Here is a 13124-nt window from a genome sequence, read left to right as displayed (position 1 = left end):
CGAGAAAAACACGTAGCGCCCGCGAGACGTGTCAGACGCCCGTCCCACGCTCCGGAAAGTATTTGCGTCGCCTCCGGCGAGATAGCCCAAATGGACGCCGAGCGTATCGACAACGTGACCGGCTGGGACGAGGCGTCGTACGCGGACGGCTACGCCGGGCTCCGCCGGCTGGCGGACCGGGACTTCTCCGGGGCCGTCACCGACGGCGCCGCGTGGCTGTTCATGCTGAACGGCCGCGTCGTCGGAGTGATCGACGGCGACCTCGACGGCTTCGCGGACGCGTCGGGCACCGCCTACGAGGCCCCGCACGACGCCCTCCCGCTGCTGTACGCCATGCAGGAACTGGGCGGCGAGACGCGGGCGCAGTACTACACGAACGACACCCCGCTCTCGGAGGCGGACACGACGCTGTCGGCCGGCAACTTCACCGGCTACGTCGAACTCTCCGAGAACGTGCTGTCGGGCGACTACTACGTCGCTTACTACGGCGGCGAGTCGCTGGCGTGCGCGTTCGTCGGCAACTCCCGCACCCTCAAGACGGGCGAGGAGGCGTTCGACCTGGCCGACGACGAGGTGGGCATCTACCGCGTGGTCGAGGTCGACCTCGACGTGCGCGAGGTTCCGGACGCCGAGCCGAACGCGGCCGACGCAGCCAACGCGGCCAACACGGCCGACGCGGACGCTCTGACGGACGACGCGACCGACGCGGCCGATGAGGACAGCGAGGACGAACGGACCGCCGCCGAGACGGCCGAGTCCGACCGAGCAGCCTCAGACGACGGCGACAGTGACCACACGGCCGTCGGGCCGATCGACCCCGACCCCTCGGCGGCCACGGGGTCGTCCACCGCGGCCAGCGAGCCCACGGACGCAGGAGCGGGGGATCCCGACCCCGCACAGTCCGCTGCCGAATCCGACTCGGAGACGGTCGAGGCCGGGAGGCGGGCCTCCGAGGCCGACGCGGACGCTCGGACGGACGACGGGCCGACCGACGAGGCGCCCGGCGAGACGACCGGCGGGAGGGCGGACGAGACGGCCGACGACGCGACCCACGAGACGGCCGGCGACGCCGACGCGGACGCCGACGTGAGCCGGACCGCTGCGCCGTCGAACCGCCGGCCCGAACCGTCCCGGGAGTCGGACGCCGAGACCGCCGCCGACGAGTCCACTTCGGGGGCACGGCCTCCAGAGGGGTGGGGGGACGCTCCGGCCGAGACGCGCGAGGCCGGCCACGTCGCCGCTCAGCAGTCGGAGGCGACGAGCGAGTCGACCCCGGCCGACCCGGACGACGACGTCTTCTCCGAGGAGGAGGAGTGGCGGGAGGCGCGGTCGATCCCGGCGCTCGATCCGACGGAGGCGGGGCCGGGCCGGACGCGGCCACAGCAGTCGAGCGAGGGGTCGGACGGTCGAGCGGAGCGGTCGAGCGGTCGAGCGGAGCGCGGAGGCCAGTCGACCCGGAACGGGCGCGGCGGGTCGAGCGAGGCAGCGAGCGGCGACCGGTCGAGCGGCGGCGACGGCCGGGACCGCGGCGATCGAACGGAGCCCCGGCCGACGGGAACCGGGTCGGAGGCGGACCCCGAGACGGCCGCCGACAGGAAGCAGGCCGTGAGCGAGCGACCGTCGGTCCAGCGGAGCCAGCTCCAGCGGCAGGTCAACCGACTCGAGCAGGAGCTCGACCGCGCGGAGACCGAGCGCGAGCAGGCGGCCGAGGAACGCGAGGCGGTCGCCGCCGAGCGCGACGAGTACCGCGAGGAGGCCGAGCGGTTGGAGTCGCGGGTCGCCGAGCTGGAGTCCGAACTGAAGTCCGTCCGCGGCGACCTCCGCGAGGCGCGCGCACAGCTTCCCGACGGCGATCGGACGATGTCGCCCGCCGACGCGCTCGCGGGGACGAACCTGTTCGTGCGCTACGAGTCGCAGGGGGGCGCCACGCTGGAGAAGGCCCACGACGGGGAAGTGAGCCGCGAGGAACTCGCCGGGAACCTCCGGCTGGAGTACCACACCAGCTTCGAGGACGAGGGTGTCGTCGTCGACGGCGAGCCCTACGAGGAGTTCCTCCGCGGCACGATGGAGTACGGCTTCACCCGGTGGGTCGCCGAGGAGCTCCCGTTCGAGGTGCGCGAGACGGGCAACGTCGGGGCGCTCGCCGACCTGTACGACGCGATCCCGGAGATCGACCGCGCGGAAATCGGCGGCTCCGCGTCAATCCGACGCACGGAGGACGGCGAGGAGACACGCGAGCAGCGCACCTTCGACCTGGTGTTGCGCGACCGGATGGGAACGCCGCTCTTCGTCGCGGACCTCAACGACAGCCGCGAGCCGACGCCGGAGCGGACGCTGGAGGAGCTGGTCGAGCACGGCAGCCACCTCGCGGAGTCCGACGACGCGTTCGCGGCCGCGTTCGCGGTCACGTCGAGCTTCTTCGAGCCCGGGGCGCTGGAGACGGCCGACGACGCCACCGGCGGCGGCATCCTGAGCCGATCGAAGCGCAAGAGCTACGTGAAGATCGCCAGAAAGCGCGGCTACCACCTGTGTCTCGCGGAGTCGCGAGACGGCGGGTTCCACCTGACGGTGCCCGAACTGTAGCGGGAGGAGCCGCTCCGAAAGCGTTCCTGCGAGCGACGGAGGGACGAAATCGAAACCGACGATGCGATCCGTGACCGACGTTCGAACCGACGGCTCAGCTCTCGACTTCCGCGCCCGAGTCGATCCGCATCTCGCCGAGCTTGTCGACGATCTCGTCGAGCTTGTCGTCGAGGTCGTCGACGAACTCGTGGGTTCGCTCGGTGGTGATCGCGCCCTGGCTCGAGGGCTCGATCAGGTTCTCCTCCTCCAGCACGCGGAGCGAGTAGCGCACCTTGTGGTGGGGGTAGCCCGTCTCGTTGGACATCTTCACGATCCCGATGGGCTCGTTCTCGATGACCATCTTCAGGACCTGCAGGTGCCGTTCCAACATATCGACTTCCTTCTCAAGTCGGTCTATCATGCCACATGTTAACTTGTCTTTCGGGGGTTTAAAAGTTGCTGTCCGCGGCGCGTCCCGAGAAAACCGGCGTCCGATCGTTTATCGTGGGAGTAGTTAACGGTTCGGTTCGCGGGTGCGGCCGGCCGTGGCCCGTCGAGTGCTCGGCTTCCTTCCGAGGGCCACCCATGCACGTACAAGGGTAGAAAAACGGAACCGATTCGGCGAGAGGACACGTTCTTGGATCATCAGTCGCCGAGGACCGTAATCGGTTTCACACCCCCTGCCGATGAACGAACGTATGACTGTCACCATCGTCGGCTCCCAGCTGGGAGACGAGGGCAAGGGCGCCCTCGTCGACCGGTGGGGAGGGGACGCGGACGTCGTGGTCCGTTATCAGGGCGGCGACAACGCCGGCCACACCGTCGTCGAGGACGGCACCGAGTACAAGCTCTCGCTGGTCCCCTCGGGGGCCGTCCGCGACAAGATCGGAGTGCTGGGCAACGGCTGCGTCGTCAACCCGCGCACGCTGTTCGACGAGCTGGACGACCTCCGCGAACAGGGGCTCGACCCGGACGTTCGCATCGCCCGCCGCGCGCACGTCATCATGCCGTACCACCGCGTGCTGGACGGCGTCGAGGAGGAGACGAAGGCGGACGACGAGTCGGGCCAGGAGGTCGGCACGACCGGCCGCGGCATCGGCCCCACCTACGAGGACAAGGCCGGCCGCCGCGGGGTCCGGATCGCGGACCTGCTCGACCCCGACGCGTTGCGCGAGCGGCTCTCGTACGTCGTCCCGCAGAAGCGCGCGCTCGCGGAGGAGGTGTACGGGCTCGACGTCTCGACCGGCGAGCACGCCTCGGCGTTCGACGTCGACCACCTCGTCGCCGAGTACGGGCAACACGGCGCCCGGATGGCCGAGGAGGACATGACCGTCAACTGCTCGGACTTCCTCCACGAGCGCCGGCAGGCGGGCGACGACCTGCTGTACGAGGGCGCCCAGGGGACGATGATCGACGTCGACCACGGGAACTTCCCGTTCGTCACCTCCTCGAACCCGACCGCGGGCGGCGCCGCGGTCGGCTCCGGCGTCGGCCCGACCGTCGTCGGGCAGGGCGAGGTCGTCGGCATCGTGAAGGCGTACCTCTCGCGGGTCGGCAGCGGGCCGCTCCCGACTGAACTCGACGGCACCGACCGCGAGGAGGAACTGGCCGACTACATCCGCGAGAAGGGCGGCGAGTTCGGCACCGTCACGGGCCGCCCGCGCCGCATCGGTTGGCTCGACGTGCCGATGCTCCGCCACGCCGCCCGCGTCTCCGGCTTCACCGGCATCGCGGTGAACCACGTCGACGTGCTGGCCGGCCTCGACGAGCTGAAGGTCTGTCACGCCTACGAGCTCGACGGCGAGCGCATCGAGACGGTCCCCGCGACGACCGAGGAGTGGGCGCGCTGCGAGCCGGTGTTCCGCGAGTTCGAGCCGTGGAGCGAGGACGCCGACTGGGACGCCGCCGTCGCGGAGGGCGGAGACGCGCTCCCCGACGAGACGCAGGCGTACCTCACGTACCTCGCCGAGGAGCTCGACACCGAGGTGTACGCGGTCGGCGTCGGTCCGGACCGCGCCGAGACGGTCGAGCTGGCGAACCCCTTCGACCGGCTGTAGCAGGGCCGCGGCGCGCCGTCGACGGCGATCGCGGCAACGATCGCCGAAGCAGACGAGACGAGAACTCGACGGTTTCGGCCTCGTGGAGGTTACACGGCCCGCGATCGGCCATTTTTGACCGAGACTGACCGTCATCGACGGCTGCAGCACTCGGTCCGGTCCGTGGGTTGACGCCGCGTCCGACCAATAGCCACGCGATGAGCGAAACCGACCCGACACAGCAGTTTTCCGTGACGGCCGAGGGAGAGACGTCCTCGCGGACGACGGTGAGCGTTCGCGACTTCGAGTTCGTCGTCGACGAGCCGACCGCGGTCGGCGGGACGAACGAGGGGCCGACGCCGGTCGAGTACCTGCTCGGCGCGTGGGCGGGGTGTCTCAACCTCACCGCGCACAACGTCGCCGCAGACCGCGGCGTCGAAATCGAGGGGATCGAACTCGGCCTGGAGGGCGATCTCGACCCACGGAAGTTCGCGCATGGAAGCGACGGGGCGCGCGCCGGGTTTCAGGAGATCCGGGTCGAGGTCAAGCTCGCCGCGGACGGCGACGACGAGGCACTCGACGGGTTCGCCGCCGAGGTGGAGGAGCGGTGTCCCGTTGGCGACAACCTCCAGAACGCCACGCCTGCGGCCGTGAGCGTCGACCTGCGCTGACCGACTCCACGCCCGGTCGATCGCGGGGCGCGCCGCCCAACCCGTAGGCTTTTGCCGAATCCCCGTCAACCCGGAACCATGAAGGAGTCGCTGCTGGACATCGTCTGCTGCCCGCTCGACAAGGAGGACCTCGAACTCGACGCCACGGAGCGCGAGGACGGCGAGGTCATCGCCGGGACGCTGACCTGCACGGAGTGCGGCGAGGTCTACCCCATCGAGGACGGCATCCCGAACCTCCTCCCGCCGGACATGCGCGAGGAAGAGGAAGCGGCTGCGTAGGGAGCTCCGGCCTTTTCGGACGGCGAACCCGACTCGGTCGCGCGCCGCGTCACCGTCGCGACGCCGCACCGGAGTGGCGACGCCGCGTCGGGGACCGAACCGCCGTACTGAACCTTTTTGACGCGTCGGCGCGACGACGAGGTGTGTCGACGCTGCAGGTCGAGTTGAACGGGGACGGCGTCCACTCCATCGCGGCGCCGGACCGCTTCGCCGCCCAGGGGTCGTTCAGCATCGCGCTCGTCAACCGCGGGCAGGCGAGTCACGTCCACCTCAACCTCGACGACACGCTCGCGGAGGTGGCGACGCTGGCCGCCACGAACCACTACGTCGAGAGCGAGGGCGTCACCCACGTCCAGGTGACCGCCGCCGAGCCGGACGACACCGTACGGGGGAAACTCAAAGTCGTCGTCGGCCACGGCGCGGCCACGGAGTACGTCACGCTCGCGGTCGAGCCCCGCCCGCGGAACGAGCAGCCGGTGATCGTCGACGAGTCGCTCTCCTCGCCGCCGGAGCGCGAGCCGGAACCGACGCCGGCGGAGGCGCTCGCGGCGGCGGTCGACGAGCACCTGACCGGCGAGCGCGTCACCGCGGTCGCGGTGGTGGCGGTCGCGCTCGTCGTGGCGGTCGCCGTCGCGCTCGCCGTCGACAGCCCGCTGGTTCAGGCGGGCGCCGCGGTCGTCGTCCTCGCGGCCGCGGCGGCGAGCTACCTCGCGGTCCGGTGACCGGACCCGCTCCTCGTGCGGGACCGGAGCGCTACTCCTCGTCCGCGTCGGTGGGAACGCCGCAGAGGTTCCCCGCCTCGTCGAACCGCTTCGCGCGCAGGAACCGCGTGCGGTAGCGGTTCGCCCCCTCGTAGACGTCCGCCTCGCGGATCTCGTCCGTGCGGTCGTCCGCCACCGCGTCGATGATCGCCTCGACCTGCTCCTTCTCGCTCGGCGTCAGCTCGAACTCGTAGGTGCGCTCGGTCTCGCCCTCCAGTTTCGTCCACTTGCGCGCGGCGGAGACCACGAGCGAACAGGGCTCCCGGCAGGGGAAGACGCCGTCGCCGCCGTCCACGTCGAGGTCGGTCTCCTCGTCGTACTCCCACTCGCGGCGCTTCAGGCACTGCGAGTCGTCGCAGGTCGCCTCCGCGACCCAGTTCACGTGCTCGTGGCCCTCGCCGCGGTCCCACGTCCGGATCACGCCGTAGATGCCCGACTGCCGCTCCATCGTCTCGCGCCAGTGGTTCACGTCGAGTTCCCCCTCGCGCTCGCGGTGCCAGTTGGCGACCGTCGCGGGGTAGACCGTCTCGACCGTCTCGTAGACGCTCCGGTGGTCGAGGGCCGCGAAGACCCAGCCGGTGGGGAGCGTCGGCGCGGTCTTGAGCGGTCGGTATCGGTCGTCGTCGTCGAACTTGACGAGCCGGCGCGCCTCCAGCGGGTCGTCGTAGCCGTCGAGGTCCGCGGCGTCCGCGCCCGCCTCGTCGGCGTGTCTGACCTCGTAGACGCGGTCGCCCCGGTCGCCGAGCCGGACCGAGACGAGCAGCTGGCCCCACTCCCGGGCGGCGCCGTCCGCGAGCGCGGCGTACCGGGCGGCCACGCCCTCCGCGTCGACACCGTGCACGTCGACGCCCTCCAGCCACCGAACGAAGGAGGCGCGCGGACCGCCTTCGCCGACCCGCTCGGTCAGGAAGTGCCAGTCGGTCACCGCAGTCGCGTGCGCGCTCGCGAGCTCGTGGAGTCCGCTCTCGGAGAGTCCCTCGTGGCGCTCGCCGTCGGCCGCCTCGACGCGGTAGCCGTCGCCGTCAGCGTCGGCCGGCCGTGCGGTGAAGCCGCCGTGGTCGACCGACTCGCCGGCGTCGAGCGCGCGGACGAGCGCGTCGAAGGCGGCGCCGCCGAGCGTCACGTCCGGCGGGTCGGCGGGGGCGGCCGCCGGGGCGCGGTCCGCCATCGTCAGTCCCCCGTGGCGACGCGGGTCGTCTCGCGCACCGACTCCAGCGCGTTCTCGACGTCCGCGCCCGCGTCCGCGGCGCGTTCGAGCACCACGTCGGCCAGCAGCGGTTCGGTGCCGACCGCGCCGGCGTACCAGACCCGGACGCCGTCGACGGTGGCGGGCACGTCGTAGCCCTCGCGGTAGTCGTCGGTGAGGCCGACGTCCTCGGGGATGTCCTCCTGCGTGTGGAAGCCGTCCGCGATGAACAGCGGGACGAGCACCACGTCGTCGCTCTCGAAGAACTCGGGGAGGTCGTCGACCTCGGGGTCCTCGTCCATGTAGAGCGCGCGGACCTCGTCGAAGCGGTCCAGCTCGCGGATGCGGTCGGCGTGGTACTCGATCGCCTTCGCGGAGTTCTCGTTGCGCTCGGTACCGTGGCCCACGACCGCGAAGCCGAACCCCTCGCCTACGTCGGGGTCGCCGGTCACCGTCTCCGCGCGCCGGACCAGCACGTCCGTCATCGCCTCGTGGGTCCCCACCGGGCCGCAGTAGTGGACCGTCTGGCCGGTGTCCGCGGCCGTCAGCGTGGCCTGGTCCGCGGAGAGTCCGTCCGACCCCCACTGCTCGACGTCCCACCCCGAGAGGCGGAGTTCGCGGGGGATCACCTGCTCGGTGAAGTACCCTTCCGAGACGAACAGCGGGACGACGTACACCTCGTCGGCCTCGGTCGTCCTGAGCACCTCCCGGAGGTGCGGCTCCTCCTTCCAGAAGCCGGTTCGCACCTCGTCGAACGCGCCGGTCGCGCGGATCGTGTCCGCGTGCCGGTAGGTGGGCGTGCTCGAATCCGGATTGAGATGAGACCCGTGAGCCACGATGACGAGCGCCTGCATGTCCGGGAGAAGGGTCGCGCTCTCCTTAGGGACTTCGGAGCCGGCGGCCGAGCGCGTCCGCTGTACAGTCGGTTGTTACCTATTCGCACTATTTTCGAAGAGATCGGTCTTCATCATGCGATATCCCTTTATCATATCGAGTCATATTCCACGATTGCATGACGAACACTAACTTCGGCGCGAACCGCCGAGACGTACTCAAGGGTATCGGCGGGGCCGGACTCGTCGGTCTCGCGGGCTGTACCGGCGACAGCGAGGGCGAGCAGATCTCCTGGCACGCGGGCGGCCAGTCGGGGACCTACTACCCCCTCTCGAACGAGTTCAAGACGGTCGTCGACGAGGAGACCCCCCACTCGCTGACGGTCCAGTCGACGGGCGCGTCCGTCGAGAACGCCGGGAGCCTCGGCTCCGGCGACGCGGACTTCGCGCTGCTGCAGAACGACATCGCGTACTTCGCCGCCAACGGGACCGGCATCGACGCCTTCGCCGACAGTCCCATCGAGAACCTCCGCGGCGTCGCGACGCTGTACCCCGAGACGATCCACATCGTGGTCCGCTCGGACGCGGGCATCGAGTCGCTGACGGATCTGGAGGGGATGTCAGTCAACACCGGCGACCTCGGATCGGGGACGCAGGTGAACGCGCTCCAGATCCTCGAGACCGTCGGGATCACCGAGGAGGACTTCGACGAGCAGAACGCCGGCTTCGGCACCGCCGCGGACCAGCTCCGCGACGGCGACGTGGAGGCGGCCTTCGTCGTCGGCGGCTGGCCGGTCGGCGCGGTCGAGGACCTCGCACAGACCGCGGACGTGGAGATCCTCAGCCTCGACCAGTCCACGCGCGACGAGATCAAGGACGCCGCCTCGTGGTTCGCGGACGACACCATCCCCGGCGGCACCTACGAGGGGCTCGAGTCGGACATCAACACCGTCTCCGTGCAGGCGATGATCGCCACGCGCGAGGAGTACTCGGCGGACGTGGTCGAGGCGGTCACCGCGGCCATCTTCGACAACCTCGACGACCTGACGATCAAGACCGACTTCATCAGCGTCGACTCCGCGCAGGACGGCATGTCGATCGACCTGCACGAGGGCGCGGCCCGCTACTTCGAGTAGCGCCGTGAACGCGCGTACGGCCGCAGTCGTGCTGCTGCTTGCCGCGCTGCTCGCGGGCGGGACCGCGGCGGCCGTCGCGCACCCGGACTCCCCGCTCACCGAGCGGGTCATCGTCGTCGAGTCGAGCGACGGCGAGACGCTGATCGAGAGCGACGCAGAGGGGTTCGTGCTGTCGTACACCCACAGCGTCGAGAAGACGCCCGTCATCGAGACGTACGAACGCCGCGACGGTCGGCTCGTGATGACGCGGATGGAGTTCTCCTCGTACGGGGCGGGCCTGCCCGCACAGGCGGACGTGGAGCGGACCGGCAACGGCTCGTTCGTCTTCGCGCCGAACGACTCGACCGGGGAGCTGTACGTCAAACCCGGCCGGATCGCGGGCCACGAACTCCGGATCGACGGGGAGACCCACGACCTCGTCGCGCTGTCGAACGCCGAAACCGTGCGCATTTACGTCGGGACGCGAACCACCCTCCGTCCAGAGATTTTCCAATGGGATTGAGCGACGACACCGGCGCCGAGACGGACAGCACCGACCGACGCGACGGCGGCCGTCGCGACGAGGACCGCGGGGCGGCCGGCCGCCCACGGACGGACGGGGGAGCGCCCCCCGACGCCGGGCGAGACGGGCCGGACGGACCGGACGGACCGGACGAGGGCGATCCCGAAGGTCCCGACGTCGACCCCGACGAGGCGGCGCTCTCCTCGGAGGAGACCGAGGAGCTGCTGGAGGAGATCGAACGCAAGCGGTCGCTGTCGACAGTGGCGGCGCTCGTGGTGGCGGTGCTGGGGATCGCCTTCTCGGCGTTCCAGGTGCTGATCGCCGCGTTCAGCTTCACCGCTCGAATCACGCTGCCCGTGGTCGGCGAGGTGGAGCTGTTCGCGCTCCAGTCGCTGCAGGCGAACACGGTCCACGTCGCCTTCGCGCTCGTGCTCGCGTTCCTGCTGTTCCCGACGAGTCGGGGTGACGGGGCGGTCGCCCGCCGCCTCGGCGCGCTCGCGGACGCGGTCGCGGCTCGGACCGGCGAGACGGGCGCGGCCGCGGTCGAGCGCGTGCGGGGCGCGGCGCGCTGGTTCGCCGTCGACGCCGACGGCGACCGCGTGACGCCCGCGGACGTGACGATGATCGGACTGGTGCTCCTGACGCCGCTGTACGTCGTCGGCGAGTTCCAGGAGATCGCCGACGTCATCCGGCGCTTCGGGCTCCGCCGGGCGCGCCCGGTCCAGGAGGTGTACCCGTTCTTGGAGGCGCCGGTCTCGCTCCTGAGCGCGGTCGGCGTGCCGCTCGGGGAGATCCCCTACGCGATGCTGGTCGCGGCGATCGGCGTCCTGCTCGTGCTGGAGGCGACGCGGCGCGCGCTCGGGACGTTCCTCGCGTCGCTGGTGGCGGCGTTCATCGTCTACGCGATGTTCGGCCACTACATCCCGCGCGGGCTCCCGCTCGTGGGGATCTTCGCCATCCCGGAGCTGGCGCTGTCGAGCATCCTGCGGGACCTCTGGTTCACCGACCAGGGCGTGTTCGGCATCCCCGTCTCCGTCTCCGTGCGGTTCATCTACATCTTCATCCTCTTCGGGGCGTTCCTGGAGACCTCCGGCGCGGGCAAGTGGTTCATCGACTTCGCGTACGCGCTGACGGGCGCGCGCCGCGGCGGCCCCGCGAAGGCCTCCGTCGTCGCCTCCGGCTTCATGGGGATGCTCTCCGGCTCCTCCATCGCCAACACGGTGACGACCGGCGCGTTCACCATCCCGCTGATGAAACGCTCCGGCTACTCGCCGGAGTTCGCGGGCGGGGTGGAGTCGTCGGCCTCCTCCGGCGGCCAGATCCTGCCGCCGGTGATGGGCGCGGCCGCGTTCCTCATCGTCGAGTACACCGGGACGCCGTACAACGACGTGATCGTCGCCGCGGCGGTGCCCGCCATCGCCTTCTTCTTCGGGATGTGGATCATGGTCCACCTCGAGGCCGCGCGCCACGACATCGGCGGGCTGGCGCGCGAGGACCTCCCGCGGGTCCGGTCGCTGATCGCCCGCGGCTGGTTCTACCTCGTCCCCATCGGCCTGCTGCTGTACTTCCTCGTGATCGTCCGGCTCTCGGTGGGCCGGTCCGGCTGGTACACGATCCTCGCGATAATCGCGCTGATCACCTTCGTCGCGGCGTACAACCGCCGGAACCGCCCGTGGCTCGTCGGCGGCGTCGCGCTGGCGTTCCTCGCGCAGACGGCCGCGTACGCGACCGCGGGCGTGAGCGCCCCGGCGCTGGTCGGCGGCGAGTCGGCCGCCGCGCTCGCCCCCGCCGCCGCGCTGGCGGCCGCCGCGGGCTCGCTCGGCCCGATAACCATCGTCGTCTCCATGGCGGTCCTCCTGGTCCGGCCCGCGAGCGAGTCGTCGCTTCTGGAACTGGACGAGTCGGTCGACGACAACGCCGAGACGGTCGCCGAGGCGGTCGGCCGCCCGGGGCTCGCCGACAACCAGGCGTACCGCATGGGCGCGTTCGTGATCACCTCGATGGAGTCGGGCGCGCGGACCGCGACCACGGTGGTCGTCGCCGTCGCGGCCGCGGGCGTCATCCCCGGCGTCATCAGCGTCTCGGGGCTCGGCCCGAACCTCACGTCGCTGATCACGACGCTGTCGGGCGGGTCGCTGATCCTCCTGTTGATCATCGCCGGCATCTCGGCGCTCATCCTCGGGCTCGGCATGCCGACGACGGTGATGTACATCCTGCTGATCGCGACGCTCGGGAGCGCGCTGGAGGGGCTCGGCATCCCGCTGCTCGCGGCGCACCTGTTCGTGCTCTACTTCGGGCTGATGGCCGACGTGACGCCGCCGGTCGCGGTGGCCGCCTACGCCGCCGCGGGCGTCGCGAAGGCCGACGAGTGGGCGACCGGGAAGATCGCCTTCCTGCTGTCGCTCAACAAGGTGCTCGTCCCCTTCGCGTTCGTGCTCTCGCCCGGCATCTTGCTCCTGCGCCAGGGCGAGGAGGGGATCCGCGTCATCGGGATCGAGGACGTGCTCGACGTCGGCTTCTTCGTCCCCGAGGTCGTCATCCCCATCGTCGGCATGTTCGCCGGCGTGTGGGCGCTCAGCGTCACCATCATCGGCTACCTCGACGACGAGGTTCCGACCGGCGCCCGCGTCGGCTTCGGCGTCGTCTCGGTGCTGCTGATGGCGCCGGCGCTCCTGTTGACGCCCGCCGGCACCCTCGCCGGACTGGCGGGGATCGACGTGGCTCTCTACACGGTGACGACGGACGTGGCGACGCGCGCCGTCGGCGCCGCCGGCCTCGTGGCGCTGGTCGCGACGACGCGCGAGTCCGGCCTGCTCGCGCGATAGGCGGGGGGACAGTCACTCCCGAAGCGATTCGGCCATCCCCCGCCTTTCACCGACGCTCGAGGTGGTGCTTTTGGACTCCGAGCCCTGGCGTTGGGATGCCGATGCGCTCGCGGTGCCGTGCTGTCGGCGCGCGCGAGAAACGCGCGCGAGGGAGCCTACGGAGACGGCCGCGCCGCGGTGCGGTGCCGTCCGCGCGGCCGTCTCCGTGGCGAGGGTGGGGAGGGGTGAGGCGGCGGTGCGGTCGCCGTGCTGTGCGGGGCTTTCTGGACGTTGCTGTTCCAAGCAGCAGGATCGACAGCAGACGCATCGCCGCGTCAAAACTTGCGCTCGAAG

11 protein-coding genes are annotated in these 13124 nt (G+C 70.9%); 8 read left to right on the top strand and 3 right to left on the bottom strand.

The window, feature by feature from the left end; translation table 11 throughout:
* Positions 1–90: 90 nt before the first annotated feature.
* Positions 91–2583: a DUF7527 domain-containing protein gene (locus ACZ432_RS12810; protein ID WP_426962041.1), complete on the top strand. Its 2493-nt coding sequence runs from the start codon at positions 91–93 to the stop codon at positions 2581–2583.
* 94 nt (positions 2584–2677) lie between these two features.
* Here the strand turns inward: ACZ432_RS12810 and ACZ432_RS12805 are convergent, their stop codons facing one another.
* Positions 2678–2983: a hypothetical protein gene (locus tag ACZ432_RS12805; protein ID WP_426962042.1), complete on the bottom strand. Its 306-nt coding sequence runs from the start codon at positions 2981–2983 to the stop codon at positions 2678–2680.
* A gap of 277 nt (positions 2984–3260) precedes the next feature.
* Here ACZ432_RS12805 and ACZ432_RS12800 point away from each other — a divergent pair, with 277 nt between their 5' ends.
* From ACZ432_RS12800 to ACZ432_RS12785, 4 genes are all read left to right on the top strand, one after another.
* Positions 3261–4619 (top strand): adenylosuccinate synthase, encoded by a 1359-nt coding sequence (locus tag ACZ432_RS12800; protein ID WP_426962043.1) that lies wholly within the window; start codon positions 3261–3263, stop codon positions 4617–4619.
* Positions 4620–4816: 197 nt separating this feature from the next.
* Positions 4817–5269, top strand: a complete 453-nt coding sequence (locus ACZ432_RS12795; protein WP_426962044.1) for an OsmC family protein — start codon at positions 4817–4819, stop codon at positions 5267–5269.
* Positions 5270–5347: 78 nt separating this feature from the next.
* Positions 5348–5548, top strand: a complete 201-nt coding sequence (locus tag ACZ432_RS12790; protein WP_058365874.1) for a methytransferase partner Trm112 — start codon at positions 5348–5350, stop codon at positions 5546–5548.
* A 143-nt stretch (positions 5549–5691) separates the two neighbouring features.
* Positions 5692–6270: a DUF7524 family protein gene (locus ACZ432_RS12785; RefSeq protein WP_426962045.1), complete on the top strand. Its 579-nt coding sequence runs from the start codon at positions 5692–5694 to the stop codon at positions 6268–6270.
* A 31-nt stretch (positions 6271–6301) separates the two neighbouring features.
* Here the strand turns inward: ACZ432_RS12785 and ACZ432_RS12780 are convergent, their stop codons facing one another.
* Both ACZ432_RS12780 and ACZ432_RS12775 read right to left on the bottom strand, forming a co-directional pair.
* Positions 6302–7477, bottom strand: a complete 1176-nt coding sequence (locus ACZ432_RS12780) for a DR2241 family protein (protein ID WP_426962046.1) — start codon at positions 7475–7477, stop codon at positions 6302–6304.
* Positions 7478–7479: 2 nt separating this feature from the next.
* Positions 7480–8349, bottom strand: a complete 870-nt coding sequence (locus tag ACZ432_RS12775; RefSeq protein ID WP_058365871.1) for a CbiX/SirB N-terminal domain-containing protein — start codon at positions 8347–8349, stop codon at positions 7480–7482.
* 158 nt (positions 8350–8507) lie between these two features.
* On the opposite strand from ACZ432_RS12775, the gene ACZ432_RS12770 reads away from it, so the two are divergent.
* The 3 genes from ACZ432_RS12770 to ACZ432_RS12760 are packed head-to-tail and all read left to right on the top strand — an operon-like array spanning position 8508 to position 12791.
* Positions 8508–9464, top strand: coding sequence for a TAXI family TRAP transporter solute-binding subunit (locus tag ACZ432_RS12770; protein WP_426962047.1), 957 nt, complete (start codon positions 8508–8510; stop codon positions 9462–9464).
* Positions 9465–9468: 4 nt separating this feature from the next.
* Entirely contained in the window at positions 9469–9966 is a 498-nt protein-coding gene (locus tag ACZ432_RS12765; protein WP_426962048.1) for a DUF1850 domain-containing protein, read from the top strand.
* Entirely contained in the window at positions 9957–12791 is a 2835-nt protein-coding gene (locus ACZ432_RS12760) for a TRAP transporter permease (protein WP_426962049.1), read from the top strand. Before ACZ432_RS12765 ends, ACZ432_RS12760 begins: the two co-directional genes overlap by 10 nt.
* Positions 12792–13124: the final 333 nt, after the last annotated feature.

Source organism: Haloparvum alkalitolerans, from assembly GCF_055381565.1.
The sequence above is the reverse complement of the archived record's forward strand: the minus strand, read 5'-3'. Positions and strand labels throughout refer to the sequence as shown.